We start from the raw sequence: 19,724 nt of genomic DNA on the forward strand, positions 1-19,724 counted from the left end.
TGGTTAAGCAATTCAAACCTTTTTTCTAATATTTCACGCTCGAAGAACAAACCTAGCTTCGGCTAAATGAAGGCTATCGTGGCCAACATAAACTTTGAAGTCTCCTGGATCAAAATTATAATGAAGTTGATTATCAAAATACTTTAACATTTCTACATCAATGTCGAAAGAAACTGTTACCTCACTTCTTGCAGGAACTAATACTTTTTTGAAACTTTTCAAACGTTTTTCCGGTTGCACTACTTTGGCGAATAAATCCTGTATATACATCTGAACTGTTTCAATGCCATCTCGATCACTTTGATTTGATACCACAACTGATACAGTCAGTTTTTCACCTTCATGCAATACATCACCACTCAGCTTCATGTCAGTATAATTAAATTGACTATAAGATAAACCAAATCCAAAGGGAAACAAAGGATTATTGGTGGAATCAATATACCGGGAAGTAAATCGGCTACTATGTGTCGATTTTGTCTCAGGACGCCCCGTCGTGAGGCGGCTATAATAGATCGGTAGCTGACCCACACTATAAGGGAAAGTCATCGAAAGTCTGCCAGAAGGGTTTGTTTTGCCCAAGATTGTATCAGCTATTGCATGACCACCTTCTGTTCCTGGAAACCATGCAACAATAACCGCATCGACGTCATCAATAATATCGGTTAAAACCAACGGTCTGCCATTAATTGTCACTAGGATAATTTTTTTACCTAATTTTCTGATGGCCTTGATCAATTTTTTTTGGTTTTCTGGTAATGTTATATTTGTTTTACTGCCACCCTCACCACTCTCAAATGTATGCTCACCTGCTGCAAAAATAACCACATCTGATTTATTGGCAATTTCGATAGCGCTATCAAATTCCATTTTAGCTTGTTTTTTGGTTAAAATGTTCTTGCTAATGACGTCATCGCTTAATCCCAAACCACGTAACATTTCGACATCATCAGTAATATTGGTGCCCTTTCTAACTAACAGACGATCAGAGGGTACCACTTCACGAAATGCATCAGCAATTGTTACTGTTTCATTCCGGTCGGCATGAACTGCCCACAAACCTAGTAATTCTTGTTCATCTGAATATGGTCCAATTAAAGCAATTTTTTTACTTGTGTCTAGAGGCAGGATGTTTTTTTCATTTTTTAATAATACCATTGCTTTATTCGAGACTTCTCTAGCTAACTCTCTTTTTTCTGAAGATAAAATGGCATTTGATTCAACTTGCTTATCAGCACCTCGATAAGGATCTTCAAACAAGCCTAATTTATTTTTTAACTGCAATACTTTTAGAACAGCAGCATTGAGTTTAGATTCATCTACTTGACCATCTGTGATAATGCTATCTAAATTATTAGCATAGGCTGAAGACTGCATATCAATATCAACACCAGCCACAAATGCGTCTTTGGCAGCCTCAGATTGATTAGAAGAATACCCATGCGCTATGAGTTCATTGACTGCCGCATAATCACTGATAATGATACCCTCAAATCCCCATTTTTCACGGAGGACGTTATGCAATAGATATGAACTAGCTGTGACGGGAACACCATTTATGGTGTTAAAAGACGTCATCACCATTTCGGTGCCAGCATCTACTGCTGCTTTATATGGCGGTAGATAGTCTTGAAACAATTTCATTTCTGACATATCGACACTATTATATTCTCTACCAGATTCAGCAGCACCATAGGCAGCAAAGTGTTTGACACAAGCCGCTATTCCTGAATCTTTGCCTAGATTATGTTGAAATCCCTCTACCATTGCTGCAGCCATGCTAGCGTTCAACACAGGATCCTCGCCAGTCGACTCCAAGCTTCTTCCCCACCTAGCATCCCGCACAATGTCTACCATTGGCGCAAATGATACGTGAGCACCACTGGCATAAGCCTCTGACGCCGTATTTTGATATGCTGTTCTAATTAGATTTGGATCCCAAGTTGCGCCCATCCCAAGTGGAATAGGATAAACTGTTTTCAACCCATAAACAATATCTGCCATAAAAAGCAAGGGAATTTTATGGGAACTATTTTCAAGATATGCTTGCTGTATTTTTCTTGTTTTTTCAGCACCCACCACATTTAAAACGGATCCAACTAGTGGTACCATTTCTGGATTCAAGCCCAGCTTTTGAACTGGTCCAGTGACAATATTCTGTGTTGTGTCAAAAAATTCACCAGATAATTGCACCAGTTGACCGACTTTTTCGGGCAATGTGAGACTATTTAATAATTTTTTTAGGTTAGTTGGCGACATGATTTACCCCCTCCATTTCTGCTTTATAAGTTTGATTATCTAAGTGTTTAAACCATGGATACCAGAGTATTGTAGATAGAACCAATTGAAGGAATAGTTGCAGAATAATGATGGAAGCGTGTCCTTCAATTCCCGCATGGAAGCCTAATGGCAGCCCAAAAATCGCTTGCGAACCGATAAATCGAGCAACAATCCCTAATTTAATTAATACATATGATATGCCAAGTGCAATTGCATTGTTAAAAATAAATGGAATAGCTAAATTAAAATTCAATACTAAGGGTGTTCCAAAAATAACCGGTTCAGTGATACCAAACAATGCCGGTACAACAGCAATTTTACCCAGTTCTTTATATCTTTTACTCTTAGCAAAAAGCATTAATATCACTAATCCAAGTGCCAAACCGCCCCATGTAATAATGTTGAAAAATCCTAATCCGATAATATTAGGCGGTGTGACGCCTTTCGCAACTGCATTAAGATTTTCAACGTCCATAGATAACCAAATTGGGGTTACTAACGGCAATAATACATTAGTACCATGAATTCCAAAGAACCACATAATTTGCATCAGTAAGCTAACCAAAATCATTGCCCAGATGTTGCCACCAATTCCTCTTAACGGCTCTTGAATAATGGAAAAAATCATTTGATGAAAGCTTCCAAATGATGATATGGCAAATAGGAAAGAGGCTAAACCAAATATAATACCTATAAAAATACCCGGAATTAATGCTGCAAACGATTGTGAAACCATTGGCGGTACACCCGCTGGCATTTTAATTGTCCAGCCGTGTTTCACAATATAAATATATAAACGGCCAACGATTAATCCAATCACCATTGCTGAAAAAACACCTTGTGATGAAAGCCACGTTACCGGAATAGCAGTAACGGCCACATGATTAGATGTATAAGAACCTAATGGTGTCATGATCAAAAATGACATTAGAGATATAATACCTGCTGCGGTACCATCATCTTGATCAGACATAAAATTTTGAACTAGATATTTAGCCATCAAAAATGATAAATACAGTGCCATAGCACCAATCGTAATAGTGCCAATACCATTTAAAATATTTGATAACGGTTTGTAATTTAAATCTTTGGTATATATCGATAGCAGTGTCGCCAATGATCCCAAAATTATGGGTGGTAATAGTGCCATCATAGCGCCCATAATTGTTTGCAGATACTTGTTTTTCCCAATTTTGTCTAAAGTCGGAGACATATTGTTAAATAGACCCGTTACTTTTTCCTTGTTAAATTTCATCATGCGCCTCTCTTTCGAATTGACTATTTATTTTACAATTTAATTGTAAGCGCTTTCTCGATGGCTAACCTGCTGTTTTATCGCTTAAAATATGTAAATATTTGTCATTTTGGCCATCACATTATTGTTGACATTTTCCGATATTCACTAGGTGCAACACGGTAAACTTCAATAAAAGCATTGTAAAAATTACGATAACTCTCAAACCCACAATCAATAGCAATTGTTGTGAGATCTAAATCAGATGTCATCATCTTTTCAAAGGCAGCATCTAAACGAATAGAACGGAGATAACTTGTAAATGACGTCCCCATTCCTTGTTGAAAAAATTTTGAAAAATAACTAGTGGAAAAATTGAAATCGTTTGCGGTAGAAGCCAAAGTAATCTCATTAACAAAATTGTCATGTAAGTAATCAATCACTTTAATCAATCTGGTCCGATCAAAAGTCAATTTTCTTCTAGCAGCAATGGTTTTATCGGCATAATGTTCACATAAAATTGACAATAAACCATATATATCAGACATAACGTGTAGATTCATTAATAACTCGTGCGTTTTGTGACCTTCTTTGAAATATCGGCTGCATATCGCCATTTGCTTAAAATAAGTCAACACAGCATCATCATAATCACTTTTCATAACTGTCCTATTAATTTGAAAAACAAATTCATTTGGATATTTACCAAAGGTCACATCACGTAAAAATTGTATTGGTAACTGAATAATCATGACTTGACTATTTTTGAGTCCCTGCGTAGCATGAACGGTATTTGTGTTAATCACCATGAAATCATTTTTTTGTAAAATATATTCTTCAGTAATCAGCCAAACTTTCAATTGACCAGATAAGCAATATATCATTTCAACACTTTGGTGCCAATGTTTCGGGATAAAGCGGCCGTCATTTTGCTCATTAAAACTAAAAATGCGAAACGGTAATCCATTTGTTGTTTGAATACTTTCATGACTATATGTCATACGATCAATACCTCTTGTTTCTTTGTAAACTGACAGTTTTTATGTAACCGCTTTCATTTTGCTTCATATTATCATGATTATAATTTGTCGTCAATAATAACCTGTCGAAACAAAAAAGGACCAGCTGGTCCCTAATCTCTTACATTTTAAACCCATCACACAAAGGCCGTTTGACTTTGTGGTTCATAATTACGCCAATCAATGCCATCGCTACCATCTTCGCGCAACTTCAGCAAGTCGAGAATTGAATACTGCTTCAATCGCTTTTTGAAATCTTGCTCGGCATCAAATATGATTGATAGGACTTCTTGTGTACCTGTTTCAACCGCTTTTTTGGCTGGGAATACTCTATCAGCTAGCTGTGTAGAATGGACAAAACTGTCCTTTCCCTCAATCGCTTCGTAAACGTCCAATAACGTGATTGACTTTGTGGCACGTGCCAAACGAAAGCCCCCCTCCTTGCTGGCAATTGCTTCCACAATATTGGCAACAACCAATTTTCGCATGGTCTTTTTTAAATAGGAATCTGAAACTTCAAGATGCTTACTCAAAATGTGACTTTTAACTGGCAGTCCATCTTTTTGTAGTCCCAACATGACTAATACAACTAAACTTTGCTCAACAGCACTAGACATTTTCATAATGATATTTCTCCCAACTTTTTATGTACAAAGCCCCACGAGTGAGGTTTATAAGTCATTTATTCCGCAGCTGATGATTGTGGAAATGACAATTGATTATGCTTTAGTTTCATTTGGTAAACACCCCATGTCAGAATCATGGAAACAATACCCAAACTCAACAATACGGTTAGATCCAACGCCACACTGCCACCAATTGAAATTGTTTCACGTAGTGCGTGAACCGAATACGTCATCGGCATCCAAGGGTGAATTGCATTAAAGAAGCCATTTGAGAGCTCAATTGGATAAGTTCCGGCACTGGCACTCAATTGCAAAACCATCAAAATTAGCATTATACCAGATCCTAGTTTACCAAATGCAACATTGAACAGAATTACGAATTGATTAAAGGCAAATGATGCTACCAAAGCTACTACGAATGTCATGACTGGTTTTTGAGTTTGCATACCGTCAACGATAAAGAGCAATGCCGTCATCAACAGTGCTTGTGCAATCCAGACCGGTGCATTAACTGTTTGCTTGTCAGCCCACCAGAGGAAACCATTTTTCGGTTTCTTGCCAACAGTCATGAAATCAAATATCGCACTAAATGCAACCATACCAACAAACAGACCGACCGACATCATATATGGTGCCATACCAGTACCATTGTTAGCAACCTTAGATAAATCAGAATTATCTTTTTTAACTGGTTTTGACAAAGCAGTCACATTAGATTTTTGATTATGAATGCTTGATAATTTAACAGCACCATCAGCTAATTTTTGTGACAACGTTTGCGCACCTGTGTTAGCTTGCCCAAGAGCAACGATTGCTTGATTTTCACCTTCTAGTAACTGTGTGGTGCCAGAATTGAGCTGCGAAGCGCCTTGATTAAGGGTGCCACTATTAGCATTTAGTTGACCCAATCCGGCATTCAATTGACTCGCACCTTGTGCTAACTGTTGTGCTCCCGGAACAGCTTGCGTAGCGATACCGTTGCTAACTTCAGTGAGACTCGCATTAAGGGTTTTGATGGCTTGTTGCGCACCCTTAGTTGCTTGCGTACCTTTAGACAGAGCTTTCAGTTCAGGAAGTTGGGCTTGTAAGTTTTTTAGCTCTGGCAATGCTGCAACTAAAGGTTGCAGATCTTTGTTGATTTTTTGGGCTGCCTGACCACTTGCGGTTGCTGAAGTACCACTATCTTGTAGATTAGTATTTAAATCTTGCAGGTTTTTCATTACTGTTTGCACACTTGGATCCGCTATTAGTTGTGGGTTCTGTGCAATTAACTTTGATAAGCTATCAGAAATATTTTTTAAATTTGCCCCAGACTTTGTAAGACTTCCCCCCAATTGCTCCAAGCTAGTTGTCAAATTTTGTGCATTGCTACTAATGTCATCAGAATTCAAATCAATATTGGGTGCTTCAATCTCCCCCAATTTTTCCAATCCTTTCGTCAGCTCCGTCAATCCAGCATCCAACTTTGCCAAATCAGATGCCTTTGCTTGTTGCTTTGCATTAATTTCATCACTGACTTTTTGAAGTTGTGTGGCGAGTTGTTGCGCACCTGCCACTAACTGTGCAGAACCAGAATTAGCTGATGAGACACCACTTGTATACTGCGACAAACCAGTTACAAGTTGGGCAGAACCACTTTGCAATGCGGTCGTGCCTGTTTGTAATTGCTTTGTGCCATCTTGTAATTGAGAGATACCACTGCTCAATTGACTTGCACCCTCAGAACCAGTATTAAAACCGTCCTTGGAAGCAGTCGTGGCGGTTACAAGTGTTTGACTATAAACTTTTTGTAACGATTGTGACACTTTAGTTTGCAATTTCTCGGCTGCTGATGTTGTCATTTTTTCAGCAATAAATCCTTGACCTGTGTTGTGAGCAATTTTTATTTCTGGTTGCACGGGATTACTACTCAAAAGTGTGCCAGAATTCTCAGTGAAGTCACTAGGAATTGTGATGGTCATGTAGTATTTACCACTTTTCAAACCTGATGCGGCTTGAGATTTAGTGGTTTTAATAATTTTTAGTTGCTTACCATCTACCAAATTTTTGGTGAGGTTATTTCCTAAATGTTGCGTCTTACCGTTAATCTTTGCAGCGCGATCTTGGTTGACAATTGCCACCGGTAATTTGTTGACATTACCATACGCATCCCACAATGATGACAAGAAGATAACCGCATAAAGGCTTGGAATGAGTGCAATTCCAATTAGTAATAATGGCAAACCGCGTATTTTTCGAACACGTTGCCACTCCGTACTTTTCCAAAATTTCATGAACTTTCCCGTTTCCTTTTTTTATCTATGGATAAATTATATAGCCGAAAGAAAGAATATGCAAGCTCTTTATTTTATTTGTAATATATCAAAAAAACAAACATTCAAAAATAAAACTGCCAATCGGTTGACATACTAAAAAATTGCAATTATAATCACTTATGTAAACGTTTACATTTTAGAACGCCATTTTAAGAAAGGTTAATGGATCTGCTAATGAATCATAATCAAAAAGGCACGCGCACCTTTAAAAACGCGTCTTATTTACAAAGTTCAACTAGCATGTTGTTGTTCTTTGCGTCATGGGGTATTTGGTGGAGTTTCTACCAACTATGGTTGACTTCCGACACAAATGGTCTGGGTCTATCTGGAAGTCAAGTTGGCACTATTTTTTCCGCCAATTCATTGATCAGTTTAATTTTGATGTTTGTTTATGGCACAATTCAAGACAAACTATTCATCAAGCGACACTTACTTATTTTTAACGCTGTTATATCTACACTAATTGGTCCATTTTTTATTTGGGTCTATGCCCCTCTCCTCGTCAATCATTTTGCAATCGGTATGTGGGTCGGTGCTGTCGTGCTATCGACAGGTTTTTTATCGGCAGTTGGCATACTAGAAGCGGTCACAGAACGATTTAGTCGTGTATTCTCATTTGAATATGGTCAAGCTCGTGCTTGGGGATCATTCGGATACGCTATTGTGGCCCTACTTGCCGGTGTTTTGTTTGTGATTAACCCTCATTTAAATTTCTGGTTTGGTTCATTATTTGGTGTGCTACTATTATTGGTTCTTATATTCTGGGTGCCAAAAGAAGAGCGTGATGCGAATCATGCTGTCGAAACGTTAGCCCGCGAAGATTCAGTACCAAAGCTATCAGATATGTTACGTCTTTTAAAAATGTCTGAATTATGGCAGGTGATTATTTTCATCATGTTCACTTGGACTTTTTATAATATTTTTGATTCACAAATGTTTCCTGATTTCTATACAAAGTTATTCTCAAGTGTAGCAGTTGGCCAACAAACATACGGCACGCTCAACAGTATCCAAGTATTCTTTGAAGCGCTAATGTTAGGTATCGTACCAATTGTGATGCAAAAAGTTGGTGTCAAACGGACACTCATGATTGGTGTCGCTATTATGTTCTTGCGAATTGGCCTTTGCGGATTTAACGCCAATCCATACGCCGTTTCCGCCATTAAAATGCTGCACTCTCTCGAAGTACCTATGTTTACGTTATCAATTTTCAGATACTTTACCCTTCACTTCAATACCAAACTATCTGCTTCTCTATATATGATTGGTTTCCAGATTGCAGCCCAGATTGGACAGGTCATTTTATCAACACCATTGGGCATTCTTAGAGATCGCGTAGGTTATCAAAATACATTCCATGTCATTGCTGTCATTGTCTTGATTGCTGGTGTTTACGCGTTCTTCATTCTCAAAAAAGATACACAACACGTCGACGGAACACCTTTGGCTAACTCGTAACGCCGCAACATCCAAAACATACTTTAAGGAGACAATATGTCACACACACTCGAAAAAAAATTCTCAACGGTAACCAATGATCGCTACCGCCCTGAATTTCATTTAGCACCAACCTATGGCTGGATGAATGACCCTAATGGTTTTGTATACTTTCAAGGCTATTATCATATTTTCTATCAAAACTATCCCTACAAACCTGAATGGGGACCAATGCATTGGGGGCACGCACGAAGCCGTGATTTAATGCACTGGGAAGACTTACCAATTGCATTAACCCCTGGCGATGCTGAAGATACAGGCGGCGTATTTTCGGGAAGCGCCATTGTCAAAGACGGTCGCCTTTGGCTGATTTATACGGGTCATCATTACTACGGCGACAATGATCCTGAACATTTCTGGCAAAATCAAAATCTAGCTTATAGCGATGACGGTGTTCATTTTACAAAGTATGAGCACAACCCAATTATTGCTGAAGCGCCGTCTGATAGCACGCACCACTTTCGGGATCCTAAAATTTGGGAATATGATGGCAATTACTATGTCATTTTAGGCAATCAATCACAAGATGGACTCGGTCGTGCCTTAATCTATCAATCCGAAAATCTTTTTGATTGGCAATATCTAGGTGAACTCGACAAATCACGATCTGTCGCAACCGAAGGTGACATGTGGGAATGCCCTGATTTTTTCACCCTCAACGGTCGTCATATCCTACTCACCTCACCTATGAAAATTGAAACCCAGCCCCAAAAATTCCGTAATCTCTATCAAACAGGTTACTTTGTAGGCCATTACGATTACGCCAAAAATCAATTTGACCGAGGCGAATTTCAAGAATTAGATAATGGTCATGACTTTTACGCCTCACAAACTCTTTTGGCACCGGACGGTCGCCGAATCGTTATTGGCTGGGCGGATATGTGGGAAAGCGAATTTCCTGAAAAAGCAGATGGCTGGGCAGGTATGCTCACCTTACCTCGCGAACTTATCCTAGCCAATGACCGTTTATTGATGCGTCCAGTCACCGAAGTTCGCGCTTTACGGAAACAGTTATTAAGCAGTGGCAGTTTGTCATCAGTACAAACGCTATTAGATGGTCATTCAGCAACTGTTGAAGTTCAACTCAATCTCACCGCCCAAAATTTTAACTTACACTTCCAAAATAGCAAAAAGCAAGATATTATCACGCTCAATTTTGATAATGCTAACCAGCAATTCCGACTAACACATCAGGATCATCCTCAAGATAATCGGTTTGCAACAATTGCACAATCAACAGAAATAACACTTTCCTTATATATTGATAAAAGCGTCGTTGAAATATTCGTTCAAAATGGTGAAAAAGTATTCACAGAGAGATTCTATACTAATGACGCCCCTATCATCAAAATTGACGGCAAAAATTTGTTAGGTCAGTTCACAACCTATCAACTCGAAACACACTAAACAACATTCTCCTAGCAACATTATCAAAGTTTATTATCACTTGTAGTATACTTATAGTTAGTTTTATAATGCTTATCAAATTAGGGTAAGCATTTTTATTTTTTTAGGTGATGTGATGAATTACAAATTAGAAGATGTTGCTGAAATTGCCGGCGTATCAAAAACGACAGTCTCTCGTGTTATCAATAAACGCGGCTATTTGAGCCAAGCCACAATTGATAAAGTACACGACGCTATGGCTGAACTAAACTATCAACCGAATGCAGCAGCGCAACAATTGCAAAAGAAAAAAACAAATATCGTTGGTCTGCTTTTCCCGTCAATCGCCAACCCTTTTTTTGGCGAACTCGTCGAAACACTTGAAAAGAAATTATATCAAAAGGGCTATACAGTCATTGTCGGCGATGCAACTCAGGATGCCAAAAAAGAAGAGCATTATTTAAAGCAATTACTTTCCCGCCAAGTTGATGGTTTAATTGTCGGGACGCATAACTTTAACATTCAAACCTACAATAAATACCACGGATTACCAATTGTCTCAATTGAACGCATTCTTAATGATGAAATTCCTACGATTGCCGTGAATAATTATCAAGGTGGTGTGTTAGCAACGGATTTTTTGATTAAACAAGGCGCAAAGAAAATTATTCATACCACAGATCCGTTTTCCAACAATATGCCAAGTGACCAACGACATCAAGGTTATCTAGACACAATGGTCAAACACCACTTAACACCCATTACATGGCAAATTGATTTTGAAAAGAGCTATGCACAAAAAACAGCCAATTTTACCAAAATGCTGCAACAACATGGCGACGTTGACGCCATATTTGCAAGTAATGATGTTGAAGCAACGCAAATGCTACCCCTAGTATCAAAAATGCCATCAAAACCTATCGTAGTAGGTTTTGATGGCACACGACTCATTCAAGCTATTTTTCCAAACATGCCAACCATTGTGCAACCAATTGAACAGTTGGCAAGTGTCGCCATTGAAGTTCTTGAGAAAAGAATTGCTGGTGAAGCAACTAAGACAAAATACTTACTTGACGTTACGCTTTCACCCCAACGCTGATTGATCACAAAATAAAAATTAAGCACCAAGCAATTTTTCGATATCTGTAATCATTTCTTTAGGTGATGTATTTGGCGCAAAACGTTCAACCACTTCACCTTTTTGATTAACCAAAAATTTAGTGAAATTCCATTTAATTGCCGATCCAAAAGTACCTTTCGTGTTTTCCTTTAAGTACTTAAACAATGGATCGGTATTTTTGCCGTTCACAGAAATCAAGTGGTGCATGGGAAACGTCACGCCGTATGTCAAGCGACACGCTTCAGCGGCGTCATGACTTGAGTCCAATTCTTGTTTGAATTGATTAGATGGAAAGCCCAGAACGACTAAGCCTTGGTCTTGATAAGTTTTATAAAGCGATTCTAATTCTTCAAACTGCGGTGCATAACCACATTTTGTAGCCGTATTAACAATGATAACGGGGTGCCCTTTCAAACTGTCTAATGAGTATGTTTCCCCATTTTCTTTGATCGCTTGAAACTGGTATATATTAGCCATAATTTCTCCTTAAATCATATTTTTTATTAACGTCATTATAGCATTAGATAAGTCAAACTAAATGCTAGGCGCTCATTAGTCATGTTGTTGATTGATGCTGACTAATTTTTGCTGTACTTGTGCCAAGTATCCGGCACCAAACTGTGACAGATGGAACATCAGATAGTACAGTTGATAAAACAATATGCGTCTTTCGTACCCCGAAGTCAATGGGTAAGTTGCTTGATAACCACGGTAAAACGCATCGGAAAAGCCACCAAAAACGGTTGTAATCCCAATATCAAATTCACGATCACCATAAAATACTGCGGGATCAATTAGAATGGGTTCACCATTTAACCCAAACATATAATTTCCTGACCAAAGATCGCCGTGTAATAGTGAGGGTTGCGCTTGATAATCCACCATCAAGCGTTCAAATTGCTTGATAGCCGCTTGAAATGATAGATCTAATTCCTCCGACCACAAACCTTGATCTCGAATCATTTTTCGCAAGGGCATTAAACGTTGCTGTACAAAAAATGTTGACCAACTTTTTTGCCAAGAATTGTCAGCTGTATAAGTCCCCATTGTGAATGATTCCTCAAATCCAAATTGGCCTTGAGGACTAGTTTGCTGATGTATTCTTGCCAAGGCGGTGCCTAACGCGAAAGCATCCCCTTGTGATTGATGCGCTAAATAAGACAAAACAAGATAAGCATTATCACCCCACTCTCCTATCCGTAAGACTTGTGGCGTTTTAACAAAGCGTGCTAGACACGCTAGACCATTGACTTCATGAATAAAGAATTCCTTTTTATGATTTGGTTGCAGTAACAAAAACACTGGTCCTGTACTGCTTTCTAAACGAAAAGCTTGATTGATGTCACCGCCCCCAACAGGTGTGACTTTTGAAATTGTTCCTAAATTAAGATGTGATAAAAACGCGGCATTCATACAAATCCCTCTTTTCAATTAAAAAATAGCAATAGCCATAATGATTAATTGGCTATCACTATTATGGTCTTATACTATCAAAATCAACCATGTATTTTGTCTTCTAAATCATCGCCTAATTCATCAATTCCTTTGGCGGCAAAAATTGTACCACCAACAATCAAACCACTGACAATAAGCGTGGAAGCAAGCATAAACTTCAAAATAGATTTCAACATTGTAAGTCTCCTTTTATAAACATGTGTTTGCACGGCACCTTAATTAGTATTTAAGACTTTTTGCGCGATTGCTTAATTTCATGATAAAGGCTGAATAACAGTTGACCAACAGCCAACAAAATTGATAATTTACTCCAAAATCCTGTACTCTTTTTTACTTTTGCCATACTGAATCCTCCTGGGAATGGAATTTTGGCATTACTAACATTACGAATATTATACTTCCGTTTATTAACCAATGCAAAAAATATGCTCTCTCGACGCTTTATTTTCCTTCACGAATGGCTTGTAGTCTGGCTGGCGTCACGACTCGCTGGGCGATTTGGTCCGTAACAGAACGATGTTGTTCATCGTAGTAAGTCGCAACAGATGTGTTTAAAGAGGTTGTAAATGGTTCCGAAATTGGTCTGGCAACTTGAATTTGGTCGCCATTGATATTAATTTTTGCTGACAAAATATCCGATATTCCAGCAAAACTGTCCGTTTGCGGTACATAACGCTGAATTTCGCCGTCATTTACACTTCCCGTCATTGCCCAGTAGTTTTGTGTGAAATCAAATTGGGCATTGGGCTTGCCATTCTGACCAGCAAATGCAGCCTGTATCAAAATCGCAATTTGGTGCGTTAAATCAAGTGCTGCCCAAGTTGCCACGTTACTACTGCTTTGGGCACTGCTTGAACTACTAGAACTTGCGCTACTACTACTACTCGATGATGTTGTACTTGAATTCTCAGTGCTAGTTGATGATTTAGCACGATGACTTGTTGATGTTGATTTACTAGATTGATGTGCTGATTGTGATTTTTGTATCGTGTGTGATTGACTGTAAGCATACACGCCAACGCTGACCATTAGAACGACCAAAATTGTAGCAATAACTGCACCAATATATTTAGTATGTGATTTCATCTTCTCCCCTTTTTTTCATATCAAATTAACTTTAAATCTATTTGTCACTCTCTCATCCAAAACATAACAATCTTTATAATATATGATACGCTTTGTTGTCAGAAATACTTATTATTTTGCTTGTCAGATCGTTAATACGCACAAAAAAGGGACTTTATCTAAAAAGTCCCTTTTAACATGATTTAAAATCAGAGCAGATTGACCTTATTTATTAGCTCTGCCAACTAACCATGAAACAATTAGCACTAGAATAACGGCGCCAATGATTGATGGAATTAGTGCCATGCCAGCCAAGCTTGGGCCCCAAGAACCCAACAAGCTTTCACCTAACCATGAACCAATTAAGCCAGCAATGATATTACTGATCCAACCCATTGCAGCACCGCGACTAGTAATCGCACCTGCAATGGCGCCAATGATTGCACCGACAATTAGCGTCCAAATTAATCCCATTTCAATATCCCTCTTTCTCAATATTTAATACCAAAAAATAGATTAACTTTCTAAGAAATGTTAATCAAATCCCTTGGTTAATGCTTTAAGAATAACAAATATAATATTTTATTGCAAATATTATGCTCATACCATTTGAAACGAAAATGTTAGATTGTCATTAGAAACCAATCGTTTTCGGACATGCTTTTCACAAACTCATGCTATAATATCCGTAATATTAATTAAGTAAAGCATGGCCATGCAAAACTCATCAATTAATAGCGAACCACCCAACAAAAATTTGATTTAAGTTAGGAGATAGAAAATCATGCCACAAATTAGTGATGTATTTCAAAATTACGGCTTTAAAAACGATCGTCTCACGCTCCTCGCCGGCCCATGTGCCATTGAATCCTATGAAACATGTGCTGAAGTCGCCGAGACGCTAAAACAAATTACCGATGAACTCGGGATAAATTACGTTTTCAAATCATCTTTTGATAAAGCAAATCGTAGTTCTATTGATTCCCAACGAGGCGCCGGCATGGCAGCTGGTCTGAAAGTTTTAGCCAAGATTAAAGAGAATTATCATGTGCCAATCGTCACTGACGTTCATGAACCTTATCAATGTGAACCTGTAGCTGAAGTCGCAGACGTATTGCAAATTCCTGCTTATCTAAGCCGACAAACTGACTTACTATTAGCAGCTGGAAGAACTGGGCGTGTTGTCAACATCAAAAAAGCACAGTTTATGGCACCGGAAGATATTCAAACAGCTGTGGATAAAGTAGCAACAAACGACCAGCATATTCTGGTAACTGAACGTGGCACTATGTTTGGCTATCACCAGCTTGTTGTTGATATGACAAGTCTCATTCAAATGCGTGAAACAGGCTATCCCGTCATTTTTGACGCGACCCATTCTGTTCAAGTGCCAAGTGGTTACGGCAATCATTCAGGTGGTAATCGTGATTACGCCTTTCCACTGATGCGCGCGGCACTAGCCATTGGTATTGATGGCATTTTTGCTGAAGTCCACCCTAATCCACCCGAGGCAATTTCGGACCAAGACAGTCAATTATACTTGTCAAAAATTCGTCCTATTCTGGAGAATGCGAATCGATTATTTCATGAACACCTTGAAATGAAGGCGGTGTATGCCCATGACGACTTACTTTGACGATGCAAAACACACGTTCAACACTGAAATTGACGCGTTAAAATCTGTCCGAGATACTTTGGACACGACTTTTGATAGTGTAGTGGCAGCTATATTACAGACCAAGGGACGTCTCATTTTTATTGCGATTGGCAAATCGGGTATTATTGCTGACAAAATTGCAGCCTCTTTTTCATCAGTTGGCGTTCCAAGCTTTTATATTGATGCTGGTACGGCCTATCATGGTGATCTTGGTCGTGTTGCTAGTGATGATTTAGCAATTTTCATTTCTAATAGTGGCGAAACCCAAGAAGTCATTCAAACGTTGATTGCTTTGCAAGTGATTCACCACAATAATCTTAAAACTGTGGCTATCACAGGGTCAGAAGATTCTACATTAGCTAATAGTACAGATTTACTCTTAAAAGTTGATATTGCTGAAGAAGCAGACCCTACTAAATTAGCGCCGACTAGCTCAACGACGGCCACATTGGTTATGGGTGATGCTTTGTTAATTGCAATTGAAAAAGAGAAAGCATTCAAACGCGAAAACTTTGCCCTGTATCACCCAGGTGGCTCCATTGGCAAGTTATTACTCCAAAATGTTAAAAATGCCATGCACACGAAGATTCCTTATGTGCATACATCGACACCAATCAATGATGTTATCTACCGTATCAGTGATTTTGCCGTTGGCATGACGCTTGTCAAAAACGATGATGAAAAAGTCATTGGTATTGTTACCGACGGCGACATTCGTAAAAAATTTTTGGACATTAGTCAAGTCAAAAATTCTACTGCCAAAGATTACATGACAGAAGGATTCATCAGCATTAACCAAGAAGCCCGCAATAGCGCTGCTTGGAAAAAAATGGCGGCACATAATATTTCCAACTTAGTTGTCCTTGACGATAATGAAGAAGTTGTCGGTATTATCACTATTCATGATGTTTTAGATTAACAAATTAAAACACGTATCACCCATTATTTTATGAGTGATACGTGTTTTTTTAAATAGCTGACTTTTGGAATAGTAATATACCACGCAATGCGTCACTGTATGTCGTGTGCTTAACCAGCTGTTTCAATTGCTGACGAACTTGTTTTGGATGATCGGTGATGAAACCGCGCACGCCAATCACATAGGCACTGGCAACATCCGCCGAATCATTGACCGTCCAAGCATATAAATCTTTTTTGTGTTGATTAATCGCGCGCACAACCGTTTGGTCAACAGCTGAATATTCAATCGCATAAAATTGATTCGTTTTTGTGCTATCAATCGTATTCTTAACTGGTGATAACAATCCAGTTTTGACTTTCAAATAGCGGCTCGCTCTTTTTAAGGCGTTCTGATTTAACGATTGAATTTCTGAATGATTCTTTTGAATTAATGGACCATATTTCGTCTCAAATTTTTGCAATTGCTCATTAGTAATTGTATCATTGATTTTCAACTCAACTAGTAATTTCTGATGATACAAATTGGCTGTTTTGAGATAATTTTCAAACGACGACAACTTGAATGTATGCCCTGCTTCTTTTAGTTTCAGTGACTTTAAAGTCGACCATTTTGTTTGATTGATTTTATACGACTTACCACTTGTGGTAGTTACTTTCGTATTATGACTCAAAACATAAACATCATCTTTTGTTGGCTGAATGTCCATTTCAACGTAATCTGGTTTAGTTGCACTTACTTTTTTCAAGTTTTCAACGACATTTGGTGTTTGATTCGGGTTGCTAATGCCTTTGTGAGCAATCACTAAGTAACGGCCATTCGGTTGGTCTATCCATTTACCAGATAGCCACACACTCAAAACACTAACAGCAATCAAAACCAATATTGTTTGCCAATGCCATGGCTGATTCTGAACATTAACCGACTGGTGTGAGTTGTTAGGATGAGCATAATCAGCCAGCAAGTCGACAAATTTTGCTGTAATGACATAAAAAATGCCAGTCATCACTACAATCAATACATTCGCACAAACATGTCTGATTGTGACTGATGCGTATGTATCAAGTAACTGCTGTCCGTAAATAACCCCATACAAACTGAAAACAAGAATAACCACAACCAACAATAAATTGCGATAAAACTTAAAGTCAAACTGACTGCGACGCCAACTATTTTTAAAGCTCAACCCAAAACTATCTTGACCAACGACAGTCTGGTAAATCAAAAATCTCATTTTCATGACAAATAGAAAATAAAGTATGTAAACAACAATACCAACGGTCAAAGCCAACTGACTATTCAAACTATCAAGAAACGTTTTAGGAATAGTTAAGTAGTAAGATAACGGAAATTTAAAGCCAAATTGATTTAAAGGAATTGTCAAAATCAACAACAATGCAGCATATAAATGAACGCGTCCCTTTAACAAACCCGATTGAAAACGAGACCATGTTATTTTTTGCCAAAGCCACAAGAATGCCCCCAACCACAAACTAACATACACAAACCACAGTAATAGATAAACAACACCAGTGACAGCATAATTAACCCAATAGTCACCAAGATAGTTAAGTAACATTGTCAAACCATTAGTTGGTATTTGATAGGTTTTAGGCTGATAACCTTGTACCCAATTAATTAGAAATTGCGCAACAACATTAAAGATAAAAATAATACTCACAATTATAACTGTTTGACGTGATATTTTTTTACTGTTCATAGTCAAATCCCCTTTCATTTAGGAACTGGTACTGTTTTCAATTGAACTATGGTGTTATATTTTTTTAATGTTTGACGAGAAATAACCATTGCAATGGTCACTCCAATCGCCATTGGCCAGAACACTGAGTAATTAAGGTGACAAATTTCAAGAATCATGAACATTGCCATGAAAGGTGCTTGTTGGGAGGCTGATAACAAAGTTACGGCACCTAAAACAGCGCACTGCCAAATCACAAGATTAGGCCATATCTGTGATAAACCGATACCGATAATTGCGCCCATCGCTGCACCGATGGCAATGGCTGGTGTTAATGTACCACCAGCTGCACCGAAACGGATTGTCAAGACTGTCACAACAGCTTTAAGGATTCCCACAGCAATCAAAAGCCATAGGACTTGTGAGCTTTTGGTCCAAATGGCCGTCTGTGCAAGTGCTCGACCGTTGCCCATGATTTCCGGAAAGAAATACGCGACCACACCAGTTAAGAAAGCTACCAAAGGCAACTGCCACAAAATTGGCGATTTTTTGACTTGATTTTTTTCAGCCCATTGACAAATCACACGGAATAACGCACCAGCAAATCCCGTGAATGGTGCAATAATAATAACTAAAATCAAACTAATAATCGAAAAATGCGCATCCCCAACTAAATAATACGGGTGAAATCCTTTTATTAAAGATCCCATTAACATGGCTATCATTGACATCGTCAGACTCACTAACACGTTGCGTAATGATAATTTTTTTAACAATATTTCAACACAAAATAGCATACCTGTGATAGGGGCAATATAAATACCGGCAAAACCAGCACCAGCTGCCGCTGCTATCAATAAACGACGATCAGCATCAGTTAAATCTGCCAGTCCCAAATGTGATTGGAAACGTATCCAAGTTTGGGCAAGCATAGCACCTGCTTCACGAGGCGCTAACTCTCGACCAATTGATCCACCAGTACCAACATAAACAATTTGCGTGCAAACATGGACAATTGTTTGTAATACTGGCATTTTTTGACCATCCAACGCTTTTTTAATGCCAACAGTTGGTTGTGTTTTATTTCTCAAAAAATACCACACAACGGCCACCAAAAGGCCACCAACCGTCACTGAGATAAGTCTTCGAAAAGCACTAGCGGTAGGCACTGGTGCTTGTGCTGTTTCCAAATAATTTAGAAATATTTTTTCAATCAATTCCAGTAATAGACTTAAACCTATCGCGCTAAATCCAACAATCACACCCAATATGACGGTAGCAATCGTTAATGATATATTCTCTCGTGTTGCCGATGATGATCCACTGTTCTTTTTTGTGGCACTAGTATCCATTTTATCTCTCACTTTTATAACTATTTTATCAGGCAATAACATAGTCTAGATTACCACTCACTGTGCTAATGCACAATGTACCATGGTTTCCAAACAACAA

17 protein-coding genes are annotated in these 19,724 nt (G+C 38.4%); 5 read left to right on the top strand and 12 right to left on the bottom strand.

Annotation, left to right across the window (positions count from 1 at the left end):
• Positions 1-33 precede the first annotated feature (33 nt).
• The 5 genes from bglX to IAE53_RS06665 all read right to left on the bottom strand — a co-directional run bounded on the left by bglX (position 34) and on the right by IAE53_RS06665 (position 7,432).
• A complete protein-coding gene (bglX, locus tag IAE53_RS06645) occupies positions 34-2,259 on the bottom strand; it encodes a beta-glucosidase BglX (RefSeq protein WP_148422862.1) in 2,226 nt (741 codons plus the stop codon).
• Complete coding sequence (locus IAE53_RS06650) at positions 2,246-3,538, bottom strand: PTS transporter subunit EIIC (protein WP_311734431.1); 1,293 nt, start codon at positions 3,536-3,538, stop codon at positions 2,246-2,248. Before IAE53_RS06650 ends, bglX begins: the two co-directional genes overlap by 14 nt.
• A gap of 113 nt (positions 3,539-3,651) precedes the next feature.
• Positions 3,652-4,515 carry an AraC family transcriptional regulator gene (locus IAE53_RS06655; protein WP_148422863.1) on the bottom strand — a complete coding sequence of 288 codons (864 nt, stop codon included), beginning with the start codon at positions 4,513-4,515 and terminating at the stop codon, positions 3,652-3,654.
• A gap of 155 nt (positions 4,516-4,670) precedes the next feature.
• On the bottom strand, positions 4,671-5,156 hold the full coding sequence (locus IAE53_RS06660) for an Rrf2 family transcriptional regulator (protein ID WP_010281828.1): 486 nt from the start codon (positions 5,154-5,156) through the stop codon (positions 4,671-4,673).
• A 59-nt stretch (positions 5,157-5,215) separates the two neighbouring features.
• Positions 5,216-7,432: a YhgE/Pip domain-containing protein gene (locus IAE53_RS06665; protein ID WP_148422864.1), complete on the bottom strand. Its 2,217-nt coding sequence runs from the start codon at positions 7,430-7,432 to the stop codon at positions 5,216-5,218.
• 216 nt (positions 7,433-7,648) lie between these two features.
• On the opposite strand from IAE53_RS06665, the gene IAE53_RS06670 reads away from it, so the two are divergent.
• The 3 genes from IAE53_RS06670 (at position 7,649) to IAE53_RS06680 (ending at position 11,456) form a co-directional block, all read left to right on the top strand.
• Positions 7,649-8,932 carry an MFS transporter gene (locus IAE53_RS06670; RefSeq protein ID WP_010281837.1) on the top strand — a complete coding sequence of 428 codons (1,284 nt, stop codon included), beginning with the start codon at positions 7,649-7,651 and terminating at the stop codon, positions 8,930-8,932.
• Positions 8,933-8,968: 36 nt separating this feature from the next.
• Entirely contained in the window at positions 8,969-10,378 is a 1,410-nt protein-coding gene (locus IAE53_RS06675) for a glycoside hydrolase family 32 protein (protein ID WP_148422865.1), read from the top strand.
• A gap of 115 nt (positions 10,379-10,493) precedes the next feature.
• The gene (locus IAE53_RS06680) at positions 10,494-11,456 is read left to right on the top strand and encodes a LacI family DNA-binding transcriptional regulator (protein WP_148422866.1); all 963 of its coding nucleotides are present in this window, start codon (positions 10,494-10,496) and stop codon (positions 11,454-11,456) included.
• 18 nt (positions 11,457-11,474) lie between these two features.
• Here the strand turns inward: IAE53_RS06680 and IAE53_RS06685 are convergent, their stop codons facing one another.
• The 5 genes from IAE53_RS06685 to IAE53_RS06700 form a co-directional block, all read right to left on the bottom strand.
• Positions 11,475-11,954, bottom strand: a complete 480-nt coding sequence (locus IAE53_RS06685) for a glutathione peroxidase (RefSeq protein ID WP_010281845.1) — start codon at positions 11,952-11,954, stop codon at positions 11,475-11,477.
• Between the two features lie 75 nt (positions 11,955-12,029).
• A complete protein-coding gene (locus tag IAE53_RS06690) occupies positions 12,030-12,890 on the bottom strand; it encodes a fructosamine kinase family protein (RefSeq protein WP_148422867.1) in 861 nt (286 codons plus the stop codon).
• An 83-nt stretch (positions 12,891-12,973) separates the two neighbouring features.
• A complete protein-coding gene (locus IAE53_RS11545) occupies positions 12,974-13,108 on the bottom strand; it encodes a hypothetical protein (protein ID WP_010281853.1) in 135 nt (44 codons plus the stop codon).
• Between the two features lie 265 nt (positions 13,109-13,373).
• A complete protein-coding gene (locus IAE53_RS06695; protein ID WP_200136118.1) occupies positions 13,374-14,018 on the bottom strand; it encodes an RNA polymerase in 645 nt (214 codons plus the stop codon).
• Positions 14,019-14,222: 204 nt separating this feature from the next.
• Entirely contained in the window at positions 14,223-14,471 is a 249-nt protein-coding gene (locus IAE53_RS06700; protein ID WP_031941091.1) for a GlsB/YeaQ/YmgE family stress response membrane protein, read from the bottom strand.
• A 310-nt stretch (positions 14,472-14,781) separates the two neighbouring features.
• Between IAE53_RS06700 and kdsA the strand changes: the two genes are divergently transcribed.
• Complete coding sequence (gene kdsA / locus IAE53_RS06705; protein ID WP_148422869.1) at positions 14,782-15,633, top strand: 3-deoxy-8-phosphooctulonate synthase; 852 nt, start codon at positions 14,782-14,784, stop codon at positions 15,631-15,633.
• Positions 15,617-16,573, top strand: a complete 957-nt coding sequence (locus IAE53_RS06710; RefSeq protein ID WP_010281873.1) for an SIS domain-containing protein — start codon at positions 15,617-15,619, stop codon at positions 16,571-16,573. The genes kdsA and IAE53_RS06710 overlap by 17 nt, the downstream gene beginning before the upstream one ends.
• A 49-nt stretch (positions 16,574-16,622) precedes the next feature.
• Here IAE53_RS06710 and IAE53_RS06715 read toward each other — a convergent pair whose 3' ends face one another.
• The gene (locus IAE53_RS06715; protein ID WP_010281877.1) at positions 16,623-18,293 is read right to left on the bottom strand and encodes a glycerophosphodiester phosphodiesterase family protein; all 1,671 of its coding nucleotides are present in this window, start codon (positions 18,291-18,293) and stop codon (positions 16,623-16,625) included.
• A 14-nt stretch (positions 18,294-18,307) separates the two neighbouring features.
• Positions 18,308-19,624 carry a chloride channel protein gene (locus IAE53_RS06720; protein WP_031941092.1) on the bottom strand — a complete coding sequence of 439 codons (1,317 nt, stop codon included), beginning with the start codon at positions 19,622-19,624 and terminating at the stop codon, positions 18,308-18,310.
• Positions 19,625-19,724: the final 100 nt, after the last annotated feature.

The sequence above is a fragment of the Leuconostoc sp. S50 genome, assembly GCF_016624925.1.
GTDB lineage: Bacteria > Bacillota > Bacilli > Lactobacillales > Lactobacillaceae > Leuconostoc > Leuconostoc pseudomesenteroides.